Origin of the sequence: Rhizobium album (assembly GCF_003122325.1) — a bacterium.
GTDB lineage: Bacteria > Pseudomonadota > Alphaproteobacteria > Rhizobiales > Rhizobiaceae > Metarhizobium > Metarhizobium album.
In genome coordinates this window covers 133147-157311 of record NZ_QFBC01000016.1, presented here as the reverse complement: position 1 = coordinate 157311, position 24165 = coordinate 133147, and the positions used below count along the sequence as shown (strand labels likewise).

General features: G+C 56.7%; 25 protein-coding genes. 15 read left to right on the top strand and 10 right to left on the bottom strand.

What is annotated here, in order from left to right; all coding sequences use genetic code 11:
- Positions 1-84: 84 nt before the first annotated feature.
- From DEM27_RS26260 to DEM27_RS26240, 5 genes are all read right to left on the bottom strand, one after another.
- Positions 85-486: a DUF3085 domain-containing protein gene (locus tag DEM27_RS26260; RefSeq protein ID WP_109461199.1), complete on the bottom strand. Its 402-nt coding sequence runs from the start codon at positions 484-486 to the stop codon at positions 85-87.
- Positions 487-499: 13 nt separating this feature from the next.
- A complete protein-coding gene (locus DEM27_RS26255) occupies positions 500-1105 on the bottom strand; it encodes a DUF1419 domain-containing protein (protein ID WP_109461198.1) in 606 nt (201 codons plus the stop codon).
- A gap of 65 nt (positions 1106-1170) precedes the next feature.
- Complete coding sequence (locus DEM27_RS26250; RefSeq protein ID WP_109461223.1) at positions 1171-2199, bottom strand: DUF3991 and toprim domain-containing protein; 1029 nt, start codon at positions 2197-2199, stop codon at positions 1171-1173.
- A 178-nt stretch (positions 2200-2377) separates the two neighbouring features.
- The gene (locus DEM27_RS34185) at positions 2378-2554 is read right to left on the bottom strand and encodes a hypothetical protein (RefSeq protein WP_162854294.1); all 177 of its coding nucleotides are present in this window, start codon (positions 2552-2554) and stop codon (positions 2378-2380) included.
- A 310-nt stretch (positions 2555-2864) separates the two neighbouring features.
- On the bottom strand, positions 2865-3065 hold the full coding sequence (locus tag DEM27_RS26240; protein ID WP_109461197.1) for a helix-turn-helix domain-containing protein: 201 nt from the start codon (positions 3063-3065) through the stop codon (positions 2865-2867).
- 503 nt (positions 3066-3568) lie between these two features.
- Between DEM27_RS26240 and DEM27_RS26235 the strand changes: the two genes are divergently transcribed.
- From DEM27_RS26235 to DEM27_RS26215, 5 genes are all read left to right on the top strand, one after another.
- A complete protein-coding gene (locus tag DEM27_RS26235; RefSeq protein WP_109461196.1) occupies positions 3569-4474 on the top strand; it encodes a LysR family transcriptional regulator in 906 nt (301 codons plus the stop codon).
- 343 nt (positions 4475-4817) lie between these two features.
- Positions 4818-5762, top strand: coding sequence for an MBL fold metallo-hydrolase (locus tag DEM27_RS26230; protein ID WP_109461195.1), 945 nt, complete (start codon positions 4818-4820; stop codon positions 5760-5762).
- 351 nt (positions 5763-6113) lie between these two features.
- Entirely contained in the window at positions 6114-6611 is a 498-nt protein-coding gene (locus DEM27_RS26225) for an ester cyclase (protein WP_109461194.1), read from the top strand.
- Between the two features lie 94 nt (positions 6612-6705).
- On the top strand, positions 6706-7635 hold the full coding sequence (locus DEM27_RS26220) for an MBL fold metallo-hydrolase (protein WP_245446123.1): 930 nt from the start codon (positions 6706-6708) through the stop codon (positions 7633-7635).
- Positions 7636-7996: 361 nt separating this feature from the next.
- Entirely contained in the window at positions 7997-8590 is a 594-nt protein-coding gene (locus tag DEM27_RS26215; RefSeq protein ID WP_205908965.1) for a MarR family winged helix-turn-helix transcriptional regulator, read from the top strand.
- Between the two features lie 112 nt (positions 8591-8702).
- Here DEM27_RS26215 and DEM27_RS26210 read toward each other — a convergent pair whose 3' ends face one another.
- The 5 genes from DEM27_RS26210 to DEM27_RS26190 form a co-directional block, all read right to left on the bottom strand.
- On the bottom strand, positions 8703-9113 hold the full coding sequence (locus DEM27_RS26210; RefSeq protein ID WP_109461192.1) for an ester cyclase: 411 nt from the start codon (positions 9111-9113) through the stop codon (positions 8703-8705).
- 641 nt (positions 9114-9754) lie between these two features.
- A complete protein-coding gene (locus DEM27_RS26205) occupies positions 9755-10678 on the bottom strand; it encodes a DUF3500 domain-containing protein (RefSeq protein ID WP_165823614.1) in 924 nt (307 codons plus the stop codon).
- A gap of 360 nt (positions 10679-11038) precedes the next feature.
- A complete protein-coding gene (locus tag DEM27_RS26200; protein WP_109461190.1) occupies positions 11039-11635 on the bottom strand; it encodes a protein-methionine-sulfoxide reductase heme-binding subunit MsrQ in 597 nt (198 codons plus the stop codon).
- A gap of 284 nt (positions 11636-11919) precedes the next feature.
- The gene (locus tag DEM27_RS26195) at positions 11920-12825 is read right to left on the bottom strand and encodes an SDR family NAD(P)-dependent oxidoreductase (RefSeq protein WP_109461189.1); all 906 of its coding nucleotides are present in this window, start codon (positions 12823-12825) and stop codon (positions 11920-11922) included.
- A 16-nt stretch (positions 12826-12841) separates the two neighbouring features.
- Complete coding sequence (locus tag DEM27_RS26190; RefSeq protein ID WP_109461188.1) at positions 12842-13573, bottom strand: SDR family oxidoreductase; 732 nt, start codon at positions 13571-13573, stop codon at positions 12842-12844.
- A gap of 283 nt (positions 13574-13856) precedes the next feature.
- Here DEM27_RS26190 and DEM27_RS26185 point away from each other — a divergent pair, with 283 nt between their 5' ends.
- The 10 genes from DEM27_RS26185 to DEM27_RS26140 all read left to right on the top strand — a co-directional run bounded on the left by DEM27_RS26185 (position 13857) and on the right by DEM27_RS26140 (position 24143).
- A complete protein-coding gene (locus tag DEM27_RS26185; protein ID WP_109461187.1) occupies positions 13857-14570 on the top strand; it encodes a cytochrome b561 domain-containing protein in 714 nt (237 codons plus the stop codon).
- Between the two features lie 90 nt (positions 14571-14660).
- On the top strand, positions 14661-16064 hold the full coding sequence (locus DEM27_RS26180) for an amidohydrolase family protein (protein WP_109461186.1): 1404 nt from the start codon (positions 14661-14663) through the stop codon (positions 16062-16064).
- A 54-nt stretch (positions 16065-16118) separates the two neighbouring features.
- Entirely contained in the window at positions 16119-17108 is a 990-nt protein-coding gene (locus tag DEM27_RS26175) for a substrate-binding domain-containing protein (RefSeq protein WP_109461185.1), read from the top strand.
- Positions 17109-17272: 164 nt separating this feature from the next.
- Positions 17273-18289: a LysR family transcriptional regulator gene (locus DEM27_RS26170; protein WP_109461184.1), complete on the top strand. Its 1017-nt coding sequence runs from the start codon at positions 17273-17275 to the stop codon at positions 18287-18289.
- A gap of 150 nt (positions 18290-18439) precedes the next feature.
- Positions 18440-19420: a catechol 2,3-dioxygenase gene (locus DEM27_RS26165; protein WP_109461183.1), complete on the top strand. Its 981-nt coding sequence runs from the start codon at positions 18440-18442 to the stop codon at positions 19418-19420.
- The gene (locus DEM27_RS26160; RefSeq protein WP_109461182.1) at positions 19417-20145 is read left to right on the top strand and encodes a PIG-L deacetylase family protein; all 729 of its coding nucleotides are present in this window, start codon (positions 19417-19419) and stop codon (positions 20143-20145) included. The genes DEM27_RS26165 and DEM27_RS26160 overlap by 4 nt, the downstream gene beginning before the upstream one ends.
- Positions 20142-20834 (top strand): 4-carboxy-4-hydroxy-2-oxoadipate aldolase/oxaloacetate decarboxylase, encoded by a 693-nt coding sequence (locus tag DEM27_RS26155; RefSeq protein ID WP_109461181.1) that lies wholly within the window; start codon positions 20142-20144, stop codon positions 20832-20834. The genes DEM27_RS26160 and DEM27_RS26155 overlap by 4 nt, the downstream gene beginning before the upstream one ends.
- Positions 20831-21754 (top strand): substrate-binding domain-containing protein, encoded by a 924-nt coding sequence (locus DEM27_RS26150; RefSeq protein WP_205908964.1) that lies wholly within the window; start codon positions 20831-20833, stop codon positions 21752-21754. The genes DEM27_RS26155 and DEM27_RS26150 overlap by 4 nt, the downstream gene beginning before the upstream one ends.
- A complete protein-coding gene (locus tag DEM27_RS26145; protein WP_109461180.1) occupies positions 21751-22683 on the top strand; it encodes a prephenate dehydrogenase/arogenate dehydrogenase family protein in 933 nt (310 codons plus the stop codon). The genes DEM27_RS26150 and DEM27_RS26145 overlap by 4 nt, the downstream gene beginning before the upstream one ends.
- Entirely contained in the window at positions 22680-24143 is a 1464-nt protein-coding gene (locus DEM27_RS26140; protein WP_109461179.1) for an aldehyde dehydrogenase family protein, read from the top strand. The genes DEM27_RS26145 and DEM27_RS26140 overlap by 4 nt, the downstream gene beginning before the upstream one ends.
- Positions 24144-24165: the final 22 nt, after the last annotated feature.

Here is a 24165-nt window from a genome sequence, read left to right as displayed (position 1 = left end):
CAGCGCCCCGCGGGAAAGCATGCGGGATTGAAGTACGCTCTGGTTCAGGGATTGGTGGCCTGACGGGGCCGGTGGTCTCAGTGGTCAGGACTTCGCGGTCAGGGTGAGCTGCATCGAGTCCTGATGAAATACGATGCGAAGGTGCGTCGCCTCCGGAGCCGCCGCCATCATCGGTTCCAGCTGTTCCGCGTCGATGAAATCGACGCCATCGTCGCCGCCGAATGTCCGGCGTTTGACGTCGAACCAGTCGTCATTGGTGCTGGGATCGCACTCCTCGGCATAGACGACCAAGGGCTTGGCACCATCGAGCAGCTGGCCATTGGACATCAGATAAACGCCGTGATCGCCGACGAGCCAGAGGCCCGGCTTCTGGTCCTTGCCAGGGCGCAGGCCGTAATAGGGATCACGAAAGCCACCATTGGCCTCCGCGTCGGTGCGACCGCGGGCAATCGCGTCGCGAACGGATGTGAGAGGAAAGGAAAGCATGGCACGGCCTCCTTCATGCGGCGATCGACGAGGGAAGGTGGCGCAGCTGTACCGGGAGCTTGGCTGCGATTTCATCGTCAGAGAGATCGTCCAGCAGCTTCAGGGTGCTGCCCGTCTGGCCGCCGTAAAGCATGATCGTACGCTTGCCGCGCGACTCCTCCGGCCAGCGATCGCCGGCATAGCCACGATAGTCATCGGCCGTGATGCTCCAGATATGCTCCAGGCGTTCTTCGCGTGTCATGGCGCGCACCGGCCGGCTCTCCCGCTCGATGATTTCGACCCGCATGCGTTCGACGGCCTGGCTGTCTGAAAGATCGCAATAGCCATGGAAATGCCGGATGACGCCGTCGATCCGCATCGCGAAGAACACCGATGTCACCGATCCGGTCAGAAACTCGCGCATCGCGAACATCGATCCGCGGATCCAGAGCGGCGGCAGGATTTCGAACATGTAGTCATGCTCGGTATCGGCGATCTCGAACCATTCGCCGGCATAGAGCGGGGCAGCGTCATCCTCCCAGCGGTTCGGACGCCGGGCGTGGCGATCGAACATCCGGAACATTTGCTGGCGTGAGGCGACGCCCTGGAAGACCTTGCGGATTGCGGAAGAGCGGTTCATCTGCGGCTCCTTCGGAGTGGTCCGGACCGAAGCGCGGCACTGTCCTTCCGACCTTGCCATCCTCTTCAGTCCTTCATGACATCTCCCGGGCCGCCGGCATCGCGACCGGCCGGGTCAAGGGCCGGCTCTGCCGGGCGAAGCTTCCCTTGACGCGGGCGGCGGGAATGCGGCACGCCGCCTTCTTTCCTCTCCCTCCTTTCTTTGTCCCTGATTTTCAGGGCCTCGTTCCAGTCGTCCGCCGGCGGGCGAAGGCGAGACCAGTTGCAGCCGACGTCGTCAGCGAGCGCCCGTAACCGCTCGGCAAACATCTCGCCTTGCGGATTGGCGTCTGTCGCCGCAACCAGTAGAGCCTCGGGCCGCGATGCCATCTGCCGCAGCGCCGCCTCCGTCGACGGCGACCATCCGCCGCCGGTGCTGAGATAGAGCGTTCCATCCCGCAACCCCTCGATGGCGGCGAGGCTCATGGCGTCGATCGCAGCTTCCGTGACAGCCATGCGCAACGCCGTGTCCTGCCCCAGGCGGAAGAGAACCTTCGTCCCTCCGGAGGCAAAACCGCGATACTCGGGACCCCGCGCCTCCCAACCGGTGACGGCTCCGGCGCTGTCGGTATGCGCTGCCCACATGCTGGCATATGGCCCCTCGCGCAGACGATCTTGCCGGATCGCGGCGCGAAGCAAAGATGCCGGCAGGAAACGCTGACCATCGAGATAAGCCCAGGTCGACGAACCGGGCCATGGACGGCGGCGTGTTTGCCATCGCTCGGATAAAGAGAGGTCGTAGTCTTGCTCCATCTTTGGAGACCGCCATTCCGGTTCCGTGATCGAAAAACCGACGAGCGCGGCAACACGTCCGGCGCATTCGAGAAAGTCGACATGGTCGAGATGCGCGACGAGACCGAACACGTCGCCCCTTGCATCGCTGAGCGGATCGAACCATCCGCGCCCCTCATGGGTGACGATGACGATCTCGCTCCCCCGTCGAAACTTCACTGCCCGCCGCGTGCTTTCCTTCATATCGATGGCGAAGCCCGTCTGCTCGAGAACGGCAGCACACTTCACCCGTTCGCGGAGCGCCTCTATTTCTCTTCTGTCCATGCCTCTTCTTCCTCGCATTTCCTTGCCCGTCTCTTCTCGGGCACGCTTCCACCAGCCGCGAAGAGCAAAGGCCGCCAGGGCGCGGCTGACAATTGTCGGATCATGCAATGCCCGGGTCGGCCGCGGCGAAGCCTCCCTTGCGGCCTGCCGCTCGCAAGCGGCACTCAGGAACGGCGGCTCAATGAGCCGCCCATGGGAAAAATTCATGGACGATCTCCAGATCGTCGTCGGCGTCGATTTCGTCGGACGGAAGGACGCCGTATTCGCCGTCGACCGTGAACAGAGTGACCGGCACCATCAGGTCGCGGGAAAGCTGGAATGCGTGGGACTGGGCGAGAGAAAGATCGTGCGACATTTGAAGTGGCTCCATCGGGAGCGGGCCAATTCCCGCTCGATGGCTCCTCACAAGGCCCGGGGACGGGCGCGATCACCGCGAAGCGAAGCCGGAGCGGCCGCAGCTTGCTAGCGGACCCCCTGCGGGTTGATCGTGGAAGATCCGGCACCGGGCCAGGACGCCATCCAAAAGAGCGGGATTGGTTTGCTCCAGCTGGAAACGCTTTGTTGGGTACGGCATTCGCACTTGAGCCAGATGCTTCCCGCGGCTCTCGGCAACAAGATCGCTTCCGTTTTCAAGTCAAGAGCGGGCGTCGGGAGTGATTTGCCCCTCAATCGGGGTTAGGGAGGTTCGCCTTCTGGAGCGCCTCCGCAATCGATTTTGCCTCCAGCGTGCGTAAAGCGCTTCGCAGGCAGTTTTCGATATCAACAACGCTCTTACCCTCAAGGGATGCGATCTCGGCGACGGTTCTGCCTCGAGAAATCCATCGGATGGAGGTCTTTTCAAGCGGCGAAAGTATCCATTCCTTCATGACAAAAATCGCGGTTGGTTGCGCCGTGGTCGGCGGAGGGTGTGGCACCGAGTGCCCCCATTGAAACATCGGTGGGAGGCGAGTTGGCGACGCCCCAAGAAAAAGGGCTGCCGCCGGGACCTGGTCGACGGCAGCCAGTTGCCTCGGGAGGAGGCTGGGAATCTGAAATCTCTTCTTCGGCCCCTATTGTGTTATGTTATAACAGATCACATAAGGCGATTTATGGAACTGATGGTGATCATAGATGGTGCCGGCAACTCTCGACCGCCAACAACCGCTGGGTTGGCCTGCTGCTTCTCCTTTTTCCAGCCCGGGATCCTTGCGAATTCCGTGGCTTCGCGAGGCTGTCTTTCGTTTCATTAAACAAGTCGCGGTTCCGAATATTGGCAGCGCTTATGATCCATCACTATCCACATTCCTGAGCATCAATTGCGGTGGCCGGAGAATATCTCGGAGCGCCTTATACTTGAAATCGATAGATCAAATATGTAGACATCTATCCTATGGATTTGCACGGAATTGACCTCAATTTGCTTGTCGCGTTTGAAGCGCTCATGGCGGAGCGAAGCGTGACGCGCGCCGGAACCAGGATCGGCCGCACACAACCTGCCATGAGTGCGGCACTGTCTCGGCTCCGTTCTCTCTTGAATGATGAGCTGTTCGTCAGGGCGCCGAACGGTCTTCAGCCCACGGCTAGAGCGTTGGATCTTTCAGAACCGATCAGCCGCGCATTGTCCGAGATACAACGCACCCTCGAGTTTACGCAGATCTTTGATCCGACTACCTCGACAATCTCGATCTCGCTCGGATTATCAGATCACCCTGCGTTCGCCTTTTTGCCCCACTTGGTAGCATTGCTAAGAGAAAAGGCCCCTGGAATGCCCCTCAGCGTTCGAAACTTCGTTGATCGCAACGATGCTGTCGTCATGTTGGATGCCAACGAGGTCGATGTCACGATTGGTGTTCCCCCAGCGGCGTCCGCCCGCATCATCAATGCGAATCTTTTTCATGAGCGCTTCGTCTGCATCGCGAGAAAGGATCACATTATCGCGGGAAAGCCACTTGATATGCAGACGTTCCTTGAGCAATCACACTTGCTTGTATCACCCGAGAATGAACGCTTCGGAGTTGTCGATGCCGCGTTGGCCAAGATGGGGCTAAAAAGGCGGCTCGGCCTTACTCTCCCTCATATGTATGCTGCCCCGGCCTTGGTGGCGTCGTCTGACATGATCTCTACAGTGCTAGAGGGAGTTGTCAAAGCGTCGGGGCATGCGGATAAGCTTTGCGTCATGACGCCACCAATCGACCTTGAGCCGGTGCAGTTCACTTTATCCTGGCACCGTCGCAACGACACTCACCCTGCGCAGCGCTGGCTAAGAGACCTTATTTTAGCTGCTGCTCCATCATGAAGCTGCTGCAACCTGTGTTTTAAAAAATCTCCTCCTATCGAACGGCACCTAATTGCCTCAATGGGATTGAAAAAGGCCGTCCACCTTCTCATCGACGTCTGCTCATCACCCTTTTACGACGATGCCCCAAAACAGTCTCCTGTGCGCGCAACGCCAGCGCCATTTTATCGATGGATGAAAGCATTGTTCTGCGACGAAGGCAGGCTGAAAGATCATTCCCTAAATACCTAGGTTTCAGGGTTTCGCGGCAACAGATCCTTGGTTCACCGGCAATCGGCTTGAGAAGCGGCAGGTTTTCAAAGGTCGCCCCGTTCCCCTCTGGACGGAGCACGTTCGCACCGCCATGGGTACCGTGGCTTTGGCGGCATCAAGCGAAGTTGCAGCCGCCCAAGAATTGGACACGCCGTTGCTGCCTCCTAAGAAGCCACTACCGACAGTGGACGCTCGCTTTCCCGTTGAGGTGGCGCCAGGAGTTTTCGTCCTGCTCGACAAACGAATTCCACTTGTTCCCAACATTGGGATCGTCGTCGGGCGTGAGACCGTGTTGGTAATCGACTGCGGCCTCGGCATAGACAGTGCGGAATCAGTCTTGGCACTGGCAAAAAAACTGGCCCCCGGTCGCCAAGTGGCACTGACTGTCACACACGCCCATCCAGAACACGGCTTTGGCGCGCAAGTTTTCAAGTCCGATGCCCGAATCTATTACAATTCCCTGCAGCGTGACTACTTCGCGCAGTCGGGACAAAAACTCTTGGACGGCTTCAGGGCAGGCGTGCTACCGGCGGAGCAAAAGCATTTGCTCGATAACGTGGTCTTGACACCACCTCATCAAGTTTATGACCAGCAACGTGTCAAAGTCGATCTCGGTGGACGTGAGGTGGAACTGAGAACATGGGGTAAAGCGCATACTCCAGGTGATCAAATTGCCTTTCTCCCCGCCGAACGAATCGTTTTTATGGGCGACCTAGCGGAAGAAAGGATGTTTCCGATCGTACCGCTTTTTCCACCCATGATCACCGCGGAAGATATGAACATCGCTCAGTGGGAGGTCGCGTTGAATGACGTTCTCCGGCTGCAACCAAGTCTAGTTGTGCCGGGACATGGTAGCCTGGGCGGACCAGAGACAATCTCGGAAGTGTTGGGCTATTTCCAGGAGGTGCGGCGGCTAGTCCAGTCAGCAAACTTACCGGAGCGGAGACTTCTGGAAGTGATCCGGGCTAAATATCCAACTTGGGAAAACCCCGAATTCATCGAGCCAGCGACCGTATACTTCTCACAAGAAACATAAGCACGGGCGGTTGAATGGTGGGCGAGTTGTTAGAGAGCTACTCGCCCACCATGAGACGGAGGCTCGGCAGCGAAGCGCACAAACCTCCGACCCAAGCGCCGACGGATTGGCATTGTCCGAACGACGTATGCCATTGCATTTACGCCAAAATCCCCCTGCACCAACCAACGCCACAGAGGTGCCATATGCGGCGCTTTTCGTCTGGAACGTAACCCAGGCTTGCACATGAGCCAAGTCGCCAAATTCTCTCCATCAGCAGTGTAAATGATTCGACATAACACATATCGATTTCCACCACTTCGGTCGCTGGGGTAACTTCGCAATAACTTTTCAAGCAATCAGAGCTGTACGATGTCGCTTTTGAAAATTACCGGGGGTATCTTGGCCGCAATCATCTCCTCGGCCTCCGCCGCCGAAGCGCAGACCACTATTTCGCAGGAACAGGCCGCGGCGTTGGTGAAACCAATATATGCGGCCTTAACGGCCACTTCGTCGTCGGATATGCGTGCCTTTTTGGAGAAAGCAACCACGGAGGATTGGCAAAACTGTGCAACCAACGACAGTTGCGAGACCAGAGATGAAACAATCGCACGCTGGAGTGGGCGCATAACTCGCGTACCCGACTTTACCTTCGAAATCCAAGAGGTTTTAGTAAGCGGCAGCAAAATCATTGTTCGCAGTCAGGCGACGGGCACACCCTCTGATCCGTTCATGGGTGTCGCCACCGATGGGCGCTCCTTTCATCTAATGACGGTAGATATACACGAGGTATCGGACGGAAAAATCATCAGGACTTATCACGTAGAGGACTGGTCCAGAGCTTTGAGACAGCTCAAAGGGGAAATGTAGCATCCCCCGACTGGCTCTCGCAAATCCGCCAAATAGGACTCGCTGACAATTGAGAGCCGGGATCGTTCAACGAAATGCGACGAAAGCTTCCGGAATGAAATCGCGTTCTGACAAGCATATGGTCTTCGGTAGAGAGCCGCCAATAGTCGATGCTCGTTTCCCCATGGAGATATCATCCGGTGTTTTTCTTATCCCGGATAAACGGATCCCGCTGATTCCCAATATCGGAATTATTGTTGGGCGTGAATATGCACTCGTCGTCGATTGCGGTTTAGTGGTAGACGGCGCAGAAAGCATATTGGCCGTCACACGCGATCTTGCGCCAGGAAGAAAAAACATCCTTACGATTACGCATGCGCATCCAGAGCACGGATACGGTGCCCACGCGTTCAGCAAAGATGCCGTTATATTTTATAATGCTGCGCAAAAAGACTATCTGCTTTCCTCTGGTTCACATCTACTGAAAGCTTTTCGATCATATTTTCTGCCCACCTCCCATCACTACTTGCTTGATGGAATCGAAATCACTGAGCCGCACCAAACATACGCAGGGAGCGAAGTTTCGATAGATCTGGGTGGACGAACCGCGCTACTACGGACATGGGGAACCAGTCACTCGCCAGGGGATCAGATAGTTTTTCTTCCTGAGGAACGTATTCTCTTCGCTGGCGATCTGGTTGTGGAGCGGATGTTCCCGATCGTACCATTTTTTCCTCCTTTGATTGGTGTGCCCGACATCAATCTTGCTCAATGGGAATGTGCACTTGAAGAAATGGTCGAAATGGCGCCGAAATTAGTCGTCCCAGGACATGGAAACTTGGGAGATACTGATATTGTCGAACAAGTGATTGGATATTTTCCGCTCCTGCGAAGACTTTCGCAAGACACGAAAAAGACGGCCGCTGAGAAAGTTGCGAGCATTCGGCAATTTCAGCCGACTTGGGAAAATCCGGAGTTTATCGGCCCGGCACTAGGGTACCTGGATCAAATGACCAAATCAGTACATCCCGTTCAATTCTTATAGTTAGTTCAACCGTCGACCAAATAATTATCGTGCCGCGTGGCTCGTCCGCGTCGCTGTAAATTGCATGCAGCGCAAGCACAAGAGCACTTGCGCCGCCAAAGTCGATAGAAGTGAACGATGTTTACCTTATCGCATGTCATAAGACCTTATGTCCGTTTTCGTGGCTGAGGTGGCTTGCCTACCGATCGTCCGAGGGTTGCTCGGATAACCGAACCGATCCCGATCACATTAGGACAGCCAATTCCATGTTATCAGCTTAAGAATGCGATAGGCGATCAACGGAACGGTCATTCGTTAGCGGGATCGGTTCTCATGCCCAAAGCATTGAACCCGGACATCAGAGAGGTGTTTCCCTTGCGTAGTGACCAACGCGCTGGGCAGAAACGAACACTGCCACTCTGATAGACGGCAGGAAGAACGCACCAGTAGCGTTATTTCGGCCGGGGCATTTCGCTTTGTTTCAGCGTCGGCTATGGGTTGGATGAACGCTTATGCAAAATGGGCAGAAATATTGATAACGGGTCACCAAGCCGGTCCTACACAAGAAGACGCTTCGGCTCTCGCCGAGAAACTACGACATACGCTTGGAAAGTTTGTCCGTGCAATCCGATTGCAAGCTGAAACACCGACGACGTCTCAGTCTGAGACGCTCGCCCTTTTAGAAAGTAATGGTCCTTTGAGCGTGGCAGAACTAGCAAGCTTCCGCAACGTCAGGCATCAAAGCATGCGCCTTGTCGTCACGCAGCTGGAAGGGAACGGGCTCGTCGGCAGATTACCTAACCCTGCGGACGGTCGCAGCCAGCTCCTGTCCATCACCGCGAAGGGGCAGGATCAACTGTCCCAATCCAGGGGAATCAGGACTTCGAAGATCGCGGCCCTCATCGAAGAGAGGCTGTCCGACCAGGAAAGGCAGACACTTCAGGCCGCAATCGCTATCCTAGACCGGCTATCCTAGAGCATTTCCAGATGAAGCGAGATCGCTTCATCATCGGACAATGCGGAAAAAACAAAAGGATAGAGCATTTTAGTTGATCCGGTTTTCACCGGAAATGCTCTAGTTCCCAAGGTCATGCCTTTGCCAGAGCAGCAACGACATTGGCCAAGGTGTTGAGCCCCCAATGCTCTGCATACTTGCCGTCCTGAACACGCACGATATCGATGACGCTGATGGCGACCTCTTTCCCCGTCGGCGCAACGCCCATCAATGTGCCCGAATGAGTGCCGCTGATGGTCTTACGGGTCGTCACCTTGTTTCCTTCGGCGATCTGATCGTGGATTGTTACCTTCAAGTCCGACAATGCGGGACGGAGAATTTTCTGGAATGTGCTCCACATGCTCTGTGGGCCGTTCGGCATCCCCGAAGGTGCGGCATGATTGATGAAGTCAGAAGCCATCAAGGCGTGGAATTCCTCTTCATTTCCGTTCTGAATTACCTCGATGTTGAAGCGGCGAACCACTTCCTTGTTCTCGGCGGACATGAGAGCCCCTTCGCAAAAAGAGTGATCGAATATATACAGTAGGACTGTATATATTCGAAATAGGCCTTGTTGGCCGTTTTTGCAAGGGATGCGCAAAATCTCGCGTTCGACAGAGTTGATAGCCGTTCCATGCCGACAGCGGACTTCAGCGCTGCGTTCGCGCCCCATAATTCCATGCCAGAAGTTCCTCAACCCGACTCAGCTTGCTGATTGCAGCCTTGTGTCGTACCTCATGAGGGCGGGTCAACGTGGTCGGGGCCAAGCTACCGACGCGATCTTCCCTCGATGGAGACGATGATCTCTCCTTCCGGCCGACCACCGCCCTCATGGTACAGTGCCCCATGGAACCTACGAAGAGACGTTCGCAAATCACAAGGATTGTCAGTGCCGCCTTTCGACCTTTGACAATGTCGATGAGCCAGTTCGTCGAGCTACTGACGTCGAAGTCGACGAAAGTGTGATGCCTTTTCGATTGTCTTCGGGGATCCGCATCAACCCGTCTGTCTTCAGATTGGGGAAGAAGGCCTCGTATTTCGCCTTCATCAGAGCGCGTACCTCTTTCCGTCCTTTTCTGCCAGACATCGACAAAAACCAACGAAGGCTGCCCAAAACCGATATTCTCTTCTTCTTGAGATCGTTAGTCAGCGCCGACCGTACTCGTACGTCGGGTCGCGATAGATCGTATGATAGTGTCCGAGCCCTCGGGCATTTCTGCCGACATTGCCGCCGGTCGAGACCAGCTCGATGATCAGCGTTGGCCCCTGAATGCGCATATATACAGGCGTGTTGACTTCATCCGTTCCGCGCCATGCGAAATGAACCTGGTCTAACTGAGCTTCGATTTCCTGCATTCGGGCGGCTGCGTTCCGCTCGGGCTGTATCTCGACCCACATCTGGATCGCATTCAGCAGGGCTGCGCGTTGCGGTGCCGACATCTCTGACGCCGACATGCCGATCCGGTGCGGGATATATCCGTCGTCTCCGGGGCCTGCCTGCACGTCTCCCGGCACACTCCCGGCGTCGGCCTGCTCCTTCTGGTCGTCGTCAAGAGTTTGATAGACGGCATGTCCCGCACGGTGCATGTCGACCACGGCTTCGTATTCAGCCCCGTCCAATCGGAAGATTGCGGGTTCGGTGCCGACAAAACTGGGCGAGATGGTCGAAATCTGCCCCTTGTTGAATGATATGTTCAAGGCGAGGTGGTGGCCTCCGAAGCTCCAGCCCCACAAATCCCGGCCTGAAGGAGTACCGTAGAACGATATCCAGTAATTCTCCGGAAACCAGCCGTTCCGCTCGGCGCCCGGCGCTTGGCTCAGGAAGGCTTCAGCTGCGAGAACATCGGTCAGTCGGCCATACCCCTTTTCTCCGAGAGAAGCGGAAAGGAAGTCGAACAGAAGCGCCCGCTGCGCATCGCTCATCTCGCCGATTGATATGCCCGGTCGCGTGAAGAACCCGGCCGGCAAGTTCGACCATTCCGTCCGTTCACCAGCATCCCAATCGAACAGGAACGCCTGCTGTGCCTTTGCATCGAAGCTCGTTATCAGCCGCTGGGCCAGGGAAACCACGACTTGCCCGGACCGTGCTCGATATTTCGGAATGGGTACGAGTTGCTGATGTGTGTGTACGGGCGCCTGGTGCGCGTCTGATACATCTACCATTGTCCCGGCGACAACGAGAGCAACCGAAAGCAAGGCACAGTAGCGCCAGCGACGAAAAGGTGTTCCCGTATGATTGCGGGATCTATCGGTTGATCGCAAAACGTATGCTCCTGTACGATTTCCCTACGGCCACGCTACCTGTGCTCGCACCGCCGACGAAATTGACAAAACATATGTGGCCGTATCGGCTTGCCTGATGACGAGGCCCGCGCTGACATCGCAGATGCCTCCTGCACATCCATAAACCCCGACATACTTCTCGACAATTCAGGCGGTCCTCTTCATCCTCATGGCGAAATGATGTCGGATGCGATAGCCTTCAAGGACGACGAGGGGTGTGAAGTGCACGACCGCGCCGAGAGGACTATTCCAGTCATTGAGGCTCGCCCAATGTACCAGTGTCAGTACGGCGGATACGTATACCCAACGTTGAAGGGCTTTCCAATGGCGCCCCATCTTGCGAACGGCGAAATCGACCGACGTGGCAGCCAGCGGAACGAAGATCGCGAAGGCCAGCCATCCCGTGAGGATGTACAGTCGCGGCAGTTCGTCCAGGACCTGTGCGAGCGAGCCTTTGTCAGCCACATAGAATACGGTGTGCATGGCGGCGTAGGCGAACGAGGCAACGCCGAAATAGCGTCGGTTTCGCCTCATCCAGCGGACGAGTGCGCTATTCTTGAAAAACATGGATAGCGGAGTGATCATCAGTGTGAAGATCAGAAGTCGCGCAGCCCATTCTCCGCTGGGATGAACGAGAATGTGAACGATACTCGGATTTGATGAGGCCAACACCAGATAGGTCCAAAAGATTGGAAAGATCGATAAGAGGCCCCAGAGCCAGTATGGCGAAAACCGTGTGAACATTTTGCGTCCTGTGATTGGTTCGAGTCAGTTCTGCATCAAGCGGGCCGATCTATCGTGCCTGTCGCATGCCCTTTCGCCAAAAGCCGCGCGTCGAACTGCTGATCGCAGGCGTATGAAGCGTGTCGTCACCATTCATAAGAACGGCCCGATCTACTCGGCAGTGTGTACGCTGCCGAGCCGGGCCTCAGTTCGTGAGATGACAATTTCCCCCTGCCGACCGACCTCAGCCTTGCGGCCGGTGTTTCAAGGTGCCTTGGAAAACCAAGTGGTTTGTCAGCGCTCCCTTAACGCTTGTCCTTGGGAATTGATATCAACCCGTCGATTCCGAGCTTGGTGAAGAATTCTTCCTGTTTCGCCTGCGTCAGGGCGTGCATTTCGTCTGTTCCCTTTTCCTGGAAGTCGACGAAAACGCGCGAAGGGCGCTCGCCGTGCGGCAACGCTAGGACGTCTCGAACAGCGTCGCCGACCGCCTGAACCCCGCCCGACCCGCCATTGGCGGCATCTATTGCGTCCAGTTTATCTCCAAGACCAAAAACAGTGTTTGGGAGATCTCCATACTGCGTCTGGACTGCGACGGTTTCTGGACCGCGAGCGTCGGCGAAATGTTCAGTGCCGCTGGTGAACGCGCCAGGAACAACAATGACAGTCTCGACTCCAAAACGGGTAACTTCGAAACTCATGGCTTCGGCGAGCGCCTCGCCAGCGGCCTTGCTGGCGACATATGGGGTCATAAACGGTTCGATCAGCTTCGCTGTTGTCGATCCGGTGTAAACCAGAAGGCCCCTTCCCTGCCGGCGCATGACGGGGAGGACAGCGCGATTGACCCGCAGCCAAGAGACGACATTGGTGTCAAAAATCTGGAGAAGTTGAGATGGTGAAAATGCTTCGCCCATCCCGATCATCAGCATGCCGGCGTTGTTAACTGCGACGTCCAGACGCCCCTCTTCGAAGAGGATCTGGTCGACAGCCGCCTTACAGCTGATTTCGGACAGCACGTCGAGTTCGATCACGCGAAGATCGACACTATTTTGCTGTGAAAAATGTGCGAGTTCCTCTCGGCGAGCCTTATTGCGGCCGGCAATGTCTCGCATGGACGCGTAGACAACATGCCCTGCCAAAGCCAGCGATTCCACTATGGCTCGGCCGATGCCAGATCCCGAACCTGTTACCAAAACGACTTTGCGTTCCATCCTACTCTCCTGACTTTCAAGCTATCCCACCATTCGCGCGAATGACTTGGCCGTTAATCCAGCCTGAGTCCGGCGACGCCAGGAACGCGATGATATTGGCTATATCTTCCGGTTGCCCAAGTCGGCCCGCGGGAGCCATGGCTGCCATGCGCTGAACCAACTCCTCGGATTTGCCAGCCATAAACAACTCGGTCTCGACGGGGCCGGGAGCGACGACGTTGACAGTGATGCCGCGGCTGCCAAGTTCTTTCGCCGCAACGCGAGCGATGCCTTCGACGGCACCCTTTGTCGCATTGTAGACTGAGTATCCCGGTGCATTCAGCGCCAACGTCGTACTCGAAAGAAGTACCAGTCTGCCTCCATCGGGCAGGCGTCGGGCGGCCTCGCGGGACACATAGAATGTCCCACGTAGATTGGCAGAAACCACGCGCTCGAATTCCGCATCGTCGACTTGGGCAAGCGGCATAGCCGACATCACTCCGGCGTTGCTGACCACAACGTCAATTTTTCCAAACGCGGCTGCGGATTCATCGAAGAGGCGCACCACGTCGGCGGAAATCGACACATCGGCCTGAATCGCTTTGGCCTTGCCGCCCATCTTGGTGACTTCAGACACAACAAGTTCAGCGTCCGTAGCTGCACGGTTGTAGTTGACGACGACGGAATAGCCCGCCGCCGCGAGTTTAAGGGCTACAGACCGGCCGATGCCGCGCGACGCACCTGTTACAAGCGCAATTCGACTGTCCATTTGTTATCTCCACCATCCTAGTTCGACGGACAACGCCGTCGTACTAAAAGTGAGCTTACGCCTGAGATAACTCAAATCGATTTTCTTTATATGTATATATCCATGCAGTTTATATGCGTATGTGGATCACTCCACTGCGATACGCGCACCGCTAGGGGAAGATCACTCCTGGAGTTTCAGGTCTTCGGTATAGCGTAAGGCGATATCAAGAACGAATTTTGGAATGAGGTCTTCTCAATTTCGGCTGCTAGGTTCGGCGACGCTTTCGGGATGGGAGGATGAGATGGACGTGAGCATACCTCAAACCTATGTTTCGCCATTTGGTTGGGAAATCGACATTCACTGGAATTATCACGCGATCCTCATGTTCTCGGTATGGGGCGTCTGTGTTCCGGCAATCCTGTTCCTCACCCGCTTCGCAAAGCCGGCGCCGACACTCAACGGCAGTATGTCCCGTCCGCAAGAGCCGCTGATCTGGTTTAATTTTCACAAATATGGCCTCTACTGCTGCATGTCTGCCTCGATTGGGGGAGGATTGCTGGCAGTCATCGTAAGCAACGGTGTGAGCGGATCTATTCATTCCTTCCTGGGTATCGCCACAGTTGTCTTTGGAGCCTTGCAGTTGGTCATCGCTGCGATGCGTGGCTCCCGAGGGGGCAAATTTGCCCCCGGCGTGAACCTCGATGATCCCCTGACCTGGCGCGGCGATCATTACGACATGACGCCACGACGCTTGTGGTTCGAGGCGGCGCACAAGACGGTGGGATACGCCACGCTTTTCTCAGCGACAGGTGCGATCGCGACAGGGCTCGCGCAGTACTGGATGATCGAGATAGGCATCATGGCTGCTACGGTTTTTGTCACCGGCGTGATTGCGGCAATCGTGTTTGAAGGATTAGGTAAGCGGCACGACACCTATCAGTCCTACTATGGTAATCACCCGGATCATCCCCACAACAAAAGCAAATTGGTCACTCTGGCAGACGAGCAAACGTGATGATCGTGTGCGGCCTCCGCATCGGTCGCGGTGTCTTTGGCTGAGAAGTTGAAGTGAACCATTCCTCCAACCGCATCTGAGGAGATCTCAATGTGTCAACTGTGCGACGCGGCCCATCCCGCACAAGCCGGCGGTGATCTCGCTCAAAGCGGCGTTGGAGCAGCAAGAGAGATACGCCCCCATCCCGCCCGCATCGAATATCTCATTCACGACGCGCATCTGGTGACGATGGACGATGCTCTGGGCGATTTCCCGCGAGGTTCCGTCCATATTCGCGACGGAACTATCGTCGCCGTCGGCACCGACATTTCCGCGCCGGAGGCGGAGCGCATCAATGGCCGAGGCATGATCGTTTTGCCGGGATTGATCGACACACATTGGCATATGTGGCATACGCTCCTGCGCAGTTTCTCAGGGACCACGCCTGAGACGGGGTTTTACCCGACCATTACGCGATTTGCTGCCTCGATGACGCCCGACGACATGTACGACAGCACGCGCCTTGCCGCTGCAGAGGCGATATACGGGGGAATTACCACCGTCCACGACTGGTGCCATAACATTCGCGGCGCGGAACATGCGGCGGCAGACGTGGCTGCGATTGCGGATTCCGGTCTTCGAGCGCGCTGGACCTTCGGGCAGAGAATCGATCAACCGGACGCAGAGACAATCCGGCTCGATATTCTTCGTTCGATGAAATCGGACTGGAATAGCCATTCCGGATCCAACCTGATCGAAATCGGCATGGGCTGGCGTGGTCTTTTCAGAAGCGAGTGGCTCCCCGAGGCGGTATACCGGACGGAATTCGAAACAGCCCGCGAACTCGGACTGCCGATCTCGGCCCATATCGCCAGTACGGCTTCACGCGTCGGTCATATCGCCAAGCACTTCGAGAAAGGCTTGCTCGGCCCTGATGTCAACATCGTGCATGCCTGCGGGGCCAACATGGACGAGATCGCGATGATCCGGGACAGCGGAGCCACGGTCAGTCTGACGGTTCTTTCGGAGCTGCGCGGCGGATGGGGTGTTCCCAAGCTTCACGAGTTGAGGCAGGCCGGCGTGGCCGTGGGGCTGGGCGTTGATACGGCGCCGCTCGTCGGAGAGGCGAATCTGTTTAAAGTCATGGCCATAGCTGTGGCGATGGAAAACGGAATTAGCCAAAGCGAATTTCGTATGATCCCGCGAGATGCCCTCAGGCTGGCAACGATTGGAGGTGCGGACGTTCTGGGCATCGCAAATCGGGTCGGGTCGCTCACTCCCGGAAAAAGGGCCGACGTCATCGCCATCTCCACGGATGCGTTGAACATGACGCCACTGAACGATCCTATCCATGCTGTCGTCGAATGTGCGAGGCCGGAGAATGTCGACACGGTCCTGATCGACGGTATCGTTCGCAAACGGCATGGAAAGCTGACCACGATGGATTCCGAAGAAGTCATGCTTCGGGCTCGCAAATCCGCCACCGATCTCAGACAGCGCGCCGCCTGGCGGTAGCACATTGTAACATCCTGATCGAGACTGATCAAATTCCGGAAAGAGCGAAATGCCATGAGCTTGAGTCTCACAATTGCCTGCCGAGCCTATGACCGGGTTATCCCCTTGATGGACGGGCGTGTCCGAGTCGAGGGCTGCAATACCACCGTCGTCCCGTTAAAGATGGAGGAAATACTGAGCAGGGCCTATGGCCGGGCGGAGTTCGACGTGGCCGAACTTTCGATGAGCAGTCATATCATCACCACGGAACTCGGGATATCGCCGTATGTCGCCATTCCGGTTTTCATTTCCCGCATGTTCCGACACTCCGCCATTTACATCCGGACCGATCGAGGCATTTCCCGGCCTGAAGACTTGCTGGGCAAGCTGGTCGGCGTTCCCGAATATCAGATGACGGCCGCACTCTGGGTGCGCGGCATGCTGTCGGACGTGTATGGGGTGGCTTCAGATAAGATATCGTGGCGCACAGGCGGGCTGTCCCAGCCTGGCCGGCAGGAAAAGTTCGGTCTTACGTTCGGCGCACCTTTCGACGTCAAACCCATTCCCGCGGATCAGACTTTGGATGCGATGTTCGCCCGCGGCGATCTGGATGCAATCGTTAGCGCTCGAGCGCCATCATGCTACCTTAATCGGTCAGCTCCGGTGGATCGCTTGTTCCGGGACTTCGTCTCCGAGGAGAAATCGTATTTCCGAAAGACGGGGCTTTTTCCAATAATGCATGTCATTGGTGTGCGGCGCGATCTCGTGGAGCGCAATCCGTGGCTGCCGACATCTGTTTTCAAGGCGTTCGCCGCGTCGAAGACGGCGTGCATGGCCGCCATCGAGGACGACAACGCCTTGCAGGTCACGATGCCGTGGGCTCTGCAGAACTACGCCGAGGCCAAGGACGTGATGGGGCGTGAATTCTGGCCCTATGGGGTCGGGCAAAACCAAAACGCTCTCTCCGCCATGATCCGCTACTCACGAGAGCAGGGACTGACACATAAGATCGACGATATAGCCGACCTGTTCACACCCTGCGAGGAGGAGATCGCGGGTGCGTAAGCCGTCGATATAACTTTCGTTGATGGCGATGCATACTCTAATTCGATTTGAGCAGAGCCGGCAGAAAGGCGCCTAATGCCATCCGGAGGACAGTAACATCGAGGATTTCGATCATCTGCGGAAGATGCCGGAAAATCCCCTGATACTGACATTGGGAGGCTCGCATGCGTCGATATCTCGATCGCCGTCTTAAGCTTCAGATGCTGAGAGTTGTCGATGCAATTGAAGCGCAGGGTAGTATTCTCAAGGCATCAGCCAAACTCGGAATGAGCCAGCCGGCCTTGACGAAAACGTTGCGAGAACTTGAGGAAATAACCCAAATTCAGCTGTTCGAGCGGCATACCCGTGGGGTCCGTGTCACCGACGCAGGCATTCAGGTGCTGAAGAGTGGGCGCAAGATCCTGGCGGAGGTGGTTCGACTTGATGAGGAGCTCGACCTTATACACAATCCGGAACGCGGCAGAATATCGGTAGGAGCGCTGCCGGTAACGGCAACGGGACTATTGCCAGGTGTGTTGATGCAGGTCAAGGATCGTCATCCTGATCTACAGGTGCGGTTACATGAGGGCCGAACGGAAGAGCTGCTTCCCAAGCTGGTTTCAGGTGAACTAGATCTTATCGTCGGACGACTTTACGAGCCCATTCGGCCGGACGGACTTTTGCGTGAGCCACTTTGGGTAGAGCCTATATCCCTCCTTGCCCGGACGGATCATCCCATCTTTTCGGAAGTGACGATTACAAAGGAACATATCCGTTCCTATGAACTGGTCTTTCCAACGGTGTCACAACGCATCGGCCAGGAAATCGAGCATGTTCTCGCGGATCTGGATGTTGAGCCAATGACTGGCTTGCGATCGAATGCCTACGGGTTCATACGCGAGATGCTGCTCGGCACGAATGTCATCGCCGCGATGCCACGCCTGATGATGGTCGGCGACCTTCTCCGAGGAACGCTGAAAGTGATTTCGGTGCCTTTGCGGGCACCGATCCGGCCAGCGGGTCTGATCATGACCAAAACATCGCCCTTACCATTGCCTGCCAAAGCATTCGTTGACTGTTTGCGTCACTATATCGATGAGATTTCTGATCAAGGTCTCGTTTCCAAACTCGGCGTCACCACCGAGACAACCGACATTAACGTCGATATCGCTAACCCTGTCGACGTTTTCGAGGCGCTATAGCTAGTCGATATATCGCACTACCAATTAGTCATTCCCCTCGCCTAAGCCCTACAGGCTACAACCTCATTCACCAATCAGCGCACCATCTAAACGGCCCAGGCAGGCCTTATTTGATGGGTGCGCGCATGACCGAGCGGGGTGGAGATAATCATGTCAACAGAGCCGATGCACGACATCGCTCATCTTGGCCATTTGGAACTTCTCACCAATAAGATGGCTGAGTCCGCAGCGTTCTTTATCGACGTCATGGGCATGACCGTTTCGGGACGGGAGGGAAACTCCCTATACCTTCGCGGATGGGATGATTATGAACGGTATTCCCTGAAACTGACCGAATCCAGCACGACCGGAATGGGACATGTTGCGTTCCGGACCTGGAGCCAACAGGCTCTGGAGCGGCGTGTAAAAGCGCTCGAGCGAACAGGCCTTGGCATTGGTTGGACGGATGGCGACCTCGGGCACGGCCGCTCCTACCGTTTTCACGATCCGGACGGTCACGTCGTCGAACTTTATTACGACACTGAATATTTCAAGCCTGAACCGGATCAAAAGCCTTACCTCAAAAATCAGGCGCAACGGTATCCAGCACGCGGCATCAATGTCCGCAGGATTGACCATTTTAACTGCTTTGCCTCAGACATCAGGGCAAATCGAGAATTTTTCGAACAGAACCTCGGCTTCCGGCTGACAGAGCAAATTGTACTTGATGACGGCAGCGAAGCCGGCATGTGGATGACCGCGACCAACAAGAGCTACGATTTTGCCTATACAAAAGAGGCGCATGGTGTCCGCGGCCGCTTCCACCATGTGACCTATGCCGTCGACAGCCGCGATGATGTGCTGCGAGCAGCGGATATCTTTATGGAGAACGGCGTCCATATCGAAACAGGACCTCATAAGCACGGGGTTCAACAGACCCTTTTCCTCTACGTGTACGAGCCCGCCGGCAACCGCGTCGAGGTGGCGAACGCCGGAGCGCGGCTCATTCTTGCCCCCGATTGGAAGCCGATCGTCTGGACGGAGGCAGAACGCAAAAGGGGCCAGGCGTGGGGTCTCAAAACTATCGAGAGTTTTCATACACACGGAACGCCGCCATTGCCGGCGGATCTGAAGAAAGGCGTCAGTGAATGAGCAGCCCCTCACCAACCGCACTCGTGGTCAGTGCGCATTCGGCCGACTTCGTCTGGCGTGCAGGAGGCGCAATCGCCCTTCACTCTGCCAAGGGTGTAGCCGTGACCGTTGTCTGCCTGTCGTACGGCGAACGCGGTGAATCTGCAAAACTCTGGAAACAATCCGGGATGACGCTCAACCGGGTGAAGCGCGATCGCCAGGTTGAGGCTGAAGAAGCCGCGGTTGCTCTTGGCGTATCAGATATCCAGTTCTGGGATCTCGGAGACTATCCGATTGAGCTCGAAAAAGAGAGCCTGTTCCGTCTTGTTGATGTCTATCGAAAGATTCGTCCAGCATTCATGCTGACGCATTCGCGGCTCGATCCCTACAATCACGATCATCCCGCCGTGAGCGACTTTGCACAAAATGCGCGGATCGTCGCCCAAGCGCATGGACACAATCCGAGCGAAGCCGTTATAGGCGCACCGCAGGTCCTGCTGTTCGAGCCCCATCAGCCGGAACAATGCCGCTGGATGCCCAACGTCCTGCTCGACATCGGGGAGGTCTGGGACCGCAAGAAAGCGGCTATCGAATGCATGAAGGGACAGGAGCACCTGTGGGAATACTACACCCGTGTGGCGCTCCAACGCGGCGCCCAGGCGGCTCGAAACTCCGATAAAAAGATCACCTACGGCGAAGCCTACGAAGCCGTCTTCCCGCATGTCGTCGGGAGTCTGCTGCCATGAGCGTCGTGTATACGAATCCTCCACGGCTCGATGAAGCGATCATTCGTGGCTACCAGGCGTTTGGCGTGGCGACGGTGCATGAAGCGCAAGGCAGGACCGGCATGTTAGGTAGCCATATGCGACCGATTTTCTCCGGAGCTCGCCTTGCTGGATCTGCTGTGACCGTCAGTATTCCGCCGGCGGACAACTGGATGATTCACGTTGCCGTAGAGCAATGCGGGCCCGGCGACGTACTTGTGGTTTCTCCGACCTCGCGAAGTGATCAAGGATATTTCGGAGAGTTGCTCGCGTCATCCCTGCGCAGCCGAGGCGTTCTCGGCTTGATCATCGAGGCCGGGTGCCGCGACGTCCGGGAATTGAAAGAGATAAACTTTCCCGTTTGGTCAAAGGCGATTTCAGCGCAGGGGACCGTCAAGGAGACCCTGGGATCTGTGAACGTTCCGATTGTCTGCGGGGGGCAACTGGTCGAGCCGGGAGACCTCGTTGTCGCCGATGACGATGGCGTTGTCGTCGTGCCCTACCGGCACGCCGCGGACATACTCGCCAGATCGAAAGCGCGGGAAGCAAAAGAGGAGGCCACGCGCGCGCGCTTGAAAGCCGGAGAACTGGGCCTCGATATCTACGACATGCGCGATGCTTTGAAGACGAAAGGCCTGACCTACCTCGAATGGGGGGGTGACGCCAAGTGACCAGCTATTCGAGCCGAAATGCCAACCACCGACCGCTGAGCGTCACTATCGGCGACTATCCCCAGACGCGCCGCCTTAAGCAGGCTATGGTCGCAAGCCAGACGCAATCTTTTGACTTCATCGACGTGAAGCCCATAAGCCGGGCATTCGCTCCCATGGTGCGCAAGCTCGCCTACGACATCTCGGAGATGGCGATCGTTACCTATTTCCTGGCACGCGCTGCCGGGGTACCCATCGTGCTGCTGCCGGTGGCTCTCGCAGCCCGCTATCAGGAAGAAGCATTGCTTTGCCGAGCGAACGACCGGTCGATCAATGGGCCGGAAAGCCTTGCGGGCAAGCGTGTTGGCGTGCGCGCATACAGCCAGACGACGGCCGTCTGGATCCGCGGCATACTTGGCGACGAGTTCGGACTCCAGACCGAAGACTTGCAATGGAGCGTTGCCGAGGGTTCGCACGTCGAGGGGATTGAAGATCCCGCTCACGTTCGCCGTATCCCCGACGGTGGAAATCTTGTTGACCTTTTGCTGGATGGTGAGCTGGACGCTGTGATACTCGGCAACGATGTGCCGAGTGACACACGTCTCAGGACGGTGTTTCCAGATACCGGCGCCGCCGCGCGGAAGTTTCACACAAGACACGGGTTCAAGCCTGTAAATCATGTGCTCGTCGCCAAACGGAGCATCGCCAACGACGAAACGGAAACCGTTCTTTCCTTTGTCGCTGGCTTGCAGGAATCGGCGGACGCCATCGCCGCGACCACGGGTGTTGTCCTGCCATGCGGTCGAGATGAACTCGACCCGCCCTTGGACCTTGTGCTTCGTTACTCCCGCGAACAGGGCCTGGTCCCGCATTCAATGGTCCTTGACGATCTTTGGGAGGCAAGCCCGGGCGAGTTGTTGAGAATGAGAACAACGCAATGACGGCATTTTCCATCATAGGCTATGGCGAAGTTGGTGAGCATTTCGCAGCGGACCTCAGCAAATCTGGGGCCGATGCCATCGCTGTCTTCGACATAGACAGCCGGGCATGTGAACGCGCTTTCAGGGCGCATCTGAAGGTGGCGGACACTGCGAGTGAAGCTGTCATGCAGGCTGATGTGGTTTTTGTGTGTGTGACTGCGGGAGCTGTATTGCAGGCGATCGAAGGCATTCAATATGGTCTGGCGCATGGTCCCTTGGTCGTTGACATCAACTCGGTGTCTCCAGACACAAAACGCGGGGCATGCCGGATCGTGGAGGCCTTCGGTGGCCGCTACGTAGAGGCGGCGGTGATGAGTAGTGTTCCGCCGAAAGGCATCCGCACTCCCATGTTGCTTGGGGGTCGCCATGCTGCCGAGTTCCTATCCGTTATGGAAAGGTTTGGCATGGACCTCACCATTTTCAGCCAGCAGATCGGGGCAGCTTCGGCGGTCAAAATGTGCCGATCAGTCTTCATCAAGGGACTGGAAGCAATAGCGCTGGAGTCACTTCTGGCAGCCAGCCACTACGACGTGGTGGACCCTGTCTTGAACTCGCTCGCAGACACGATACCCGGGGCCGACTGGACGGCGCTTACTCAATATATGATCGAGCGGACGCTCTTGCATGGGAAACGGCGAGCCGAAGAGATGCGCGCCGTGTCTGAGACGGTACGTCAATCCGGTTTGGAACCGCTCCTCTCCGAAGCCATCGCCAAACGACAGGACTGGGCATCAGCCGGCCGACGTCTGTTGAAGAAAGGCGCCTCCAAAACAGACCTCCAAAGCCTTCTGCTGTCTATCAACCACTCTCTGGTTCGAAAGTCGCGGCCGGCAGCAACCCGCTCATCCACACCTTCACTATCCGAAAAGACATCGAGGGCCTCGTCATGAATGCAATTCCTCTCAACCTCCCAACCCGTCGCGGACTTTATTATGGTGGCGAGTGGCATGCCCCCAAGACAAACCGCTATCTTCAGTCCAAGAGCCCATCAACCGGCGAACTACTCGGCGAGATTGCCGATGGGACATCCGATGATGCCGAGGCGGTGATTGCCGCCGCGCAGCAAGGATTCCGAACATGGCGGGATGTTCCGCCTCTGGAGCGTGCCAAGATTCTGCGTGAGGCCGGTGCCCTCATCCGCAAGCATGGGGATGAACTTGCCCTGATTGACTCGGCGGACGGGGGTAACCCTTTTCATGAGATGCGCAGCGACGCAGCAAAGGCGGCGGGCCAGTTTGATTTCTTCGCTGGCCTCGTGACGGAAATGAAAGGCGACTCGATACCGATGGGTCCGGGTGTCGTGAACTTCACCACGCGCGAGCCTCTCGGCGTCGTGGCAAGAATTGTGGCGTTCAACCATCCCTTCATGTTCACCGCCGCCAAGGCGGCCGCCCCGCTCGCGGCCGGAAACAGTGTCATTATGAAGCCACCGGAAGTCGCATCGCTATCCGCGATCCGGCTGGCAGAAATCATCGGCCACCTTTTCCCAGCCGGCGTTTTCAACGTCGCAATCGGCGGCCGCGAAATGGGCGCTGCTCTGTCCACCCACCCCGACATTGCGATGGTCACTCTCATCGGAAGCGTACCGACAGGCCGCGCCATAATGAAAGCTGCTTCCGAGACGTTGAAGCCTCTTCTTTTTGAACTCGGCGGAAAAAACGCACTCATTGCTTTTCCCGATGCCGATCCGGATGAAGTTGCTAGCGCGGTCATCGGTGGGATGAATTTCACATGGTGCGGCCAGTCCTGCGGTTCCACCAGCCGGGCATTCATTCACGAATCGATCTACGCAGCTGTTGTCGAAAAACTACCAAAGCATGTCGCCAAGTATCGTCCGGGTCTTCCGACAGATCCAGCAACGACGATGGGAGCAATCGTCAGCAGAGAACAGTATGAGAAAGTCCTGCGATATATCGACGTCGCGAAGGCAGACGGAGCCAAACTGCTGCTCGGTGGCAAGCGCCCCGATGATCCAAAACTTGCGGAAGGCAATTTCGTCGAGCCGACAGTGTTCGTCGACGTCAACCAGACAATGCGTATCGCAAACGAAGAGGTTTTTGGCCCGATCCTGTCAGTCCTGCCCTGGTCGGACGAAAAGCAGATGCTGCGCGATGTGAATGCCGTCGAGTACGGCCTGACCTGCTCTATCTGGACCAACGACCTGAAGGCCGCGCACCGCGCCGCCGCAGGCGTGGAAGCCGGATTCGTCTGGGTCAACGAGGTCGCCAAGCATTTTCTTGGGACCCCATTCGGCGGCTACAAGCAGTCGGGAATCGGCCGGGAAGAATGCCTGTCGGAACTGCTCGCTTTCACACGTGAGAAAAACATCCACGTCCGTTTCGCAGGCTAACCCCCCGCACTCGTGTGGCTGC

What these genes read in the sequence shown, in the direction of transcription:
- DEM27_RS26260 (WP_109461199.1), bottom strand. Translation starts at nt 486, where the DNA reads ATGCTTTCCTTTCCTCTCACATCCGTTCGCGACGCGATTGCCCGCGGT.
- DEM27_RS26255 (WP_109461198.1), bottom strand. Translation starts at nt 1,105, where the DNA reads ATGAACCGCTCTTCCGCAATCCGCAAGGTCTTCCAGGGCGTCGCCTCA.
- DEM27_RS26250 (WP_109461223.1), bottom strand. Translation starts at nt 2,199, where the DNA reads ATGGACAGAAGAGAAATAGAGGCGCTCCGCGAACGGGTGAAGTGTGCT.
- DEM27_RS34185 (WP_162854294.1), bottom strand. Translation starts at nt 2,554, where the DNA reads ATGTCGCACGATCTTTCTCTCGCCCAGTCCCACGCATTCCAGCTTTCC.
- DEM27_RS26240 (WP_109461197.1), bottom strand. Translation starts at nt 3,065, where the DNA reads ATGAAGGAATGGATACTTTCGCCGCTTGAAAAGACCTCCATCCGATGG.
- DEM27_RS26235 (WP_109461196.1), top strand. Translation starts at nt 3,569, where the DNA reads ATGGATTTGCACGGAATTGACCTCAATTTGCTTGTCGCGTTTGAAGCG.
- DEM27_RS26230 (WP_109461195.1), top strand. Translation starts at nt 4,818, where the DNA reads ATGGGTACCGTGGCTTTGGCGGCATCAAGCGAAGTTGCAGCCGCCCAA.
- DEM27_RS26225 (WP_109461194.1), top strand. Translation starts at nt 6,114, where the DNA reads ATGTCGCTTTTGAAAATTACCGGGGGTATCTTGGCCGCAATCATCTCC.
- DEM27_RS26220 (WP_245446123.1), top strand. Translation starts at nt 6,706, where the DNA reads ATGAAATCGCGTTCTGACAAGCATATGGTCTTCGGTAGAGAGCCGCCA.
- DEM27_RS26210 (WP_109461192.1), bottom strand. Translation starts at nt 9,113, where the DNA reads ATGTCCGCCGAGAACAAGGAAGTGGTTCGCCGCTTCAACATCGAGGTA.
- DEM27_RS26200 (WP_109461190.1), bottom strand. Translation starts at nt 11,635, where the DNA reads ATGTTCACACGGTTTTCGCCATACTGGCTCTGGGGCCTCTTATCGATC.
- DEM27_RS26195 (WP_109461189.1), bottom strand. Translation starts at nt 12,825, where the DNA reads ATGGAACGCAAAGTCGTTTTGGTAACAGGTTCGGGATCTGGCATCGGC.
- DEM27_RS26190 (WP_109461188.1), bottom strand. Translation starts at nt 13,573, where the DNA reads ATGGACAGTCGAATTGCGCTTGTAACAGGTGCGTCGCGCGGCATCGGC.
- DEM27_RS26185 (WP_109461187.1), top strand. Translation starts at nt 13,857, where the DNA reads ATGGACGTGAGCATACCTCAAACCTATGTTTCGCCATTTGGTTGGGAA.
- DEM27_RS26180 (WP_109461186.1), top strand. Translation starts at nt 14,661, where the DNA reads ATGTGTCAACTGTGCGACGCGGCCCATCCCGCACAAGCCGGCGGTGAT.
- DEM27_RS26175 (WP_109461185.1), top strand. Translation starts at nt 16,119, where the DNA reads ATGAGCTTGAGTCTCACAATTGCCTGCCGAGCCTATGACCGGGTTATC.
- DEM27_RS26170 (WP_109461184.1), top strand. Translation starts at nt 17,273, where the DNA reads ATGCGTCGATATCTCGATCGCCGTCTTAAGCTTCAGATGCTGAGAGTT.
- DEM27_RS26165 (WP_109461183.1), top strand. Translation starts at nt 18,440, where the DNA reads ATGTCAACAGAGCCGATGCACGACATCGCTCATCTTGGCCATTTGGAA.
- DEM27_RS26160 (WP_109461182.1), top strand. Translation starts at nt 19,417, where the DNA reads ATGAGCAGCCCCTCACCAACCGCACTCGTGGTCAGTGCGCATTCGGCC.
- DEM27_RS26155 (WP_109461181.1), top strand. Translation starts at nt 20,142, where the DNA reads ATGAGCGTCGTGTATACGAATCCTCCACGGCTCGATGAAGCGATCATT.
- DEM27_RS26145 (WP_109461180.1), top strand. Translation starts at nt 21,751, where the DNA reads ATGACGGCATTTTCCATCATAGGCTATGGCGAAGTTGGTGAGCATTTC.
- DEM27_RS26140 (WP_109461179.1), top strand. Translation starts at nt 22,680, where the DNA reads ATGAATGCAATTCCTCTCAACCTCCCAACCCGTCGCGGACTTTATTAT.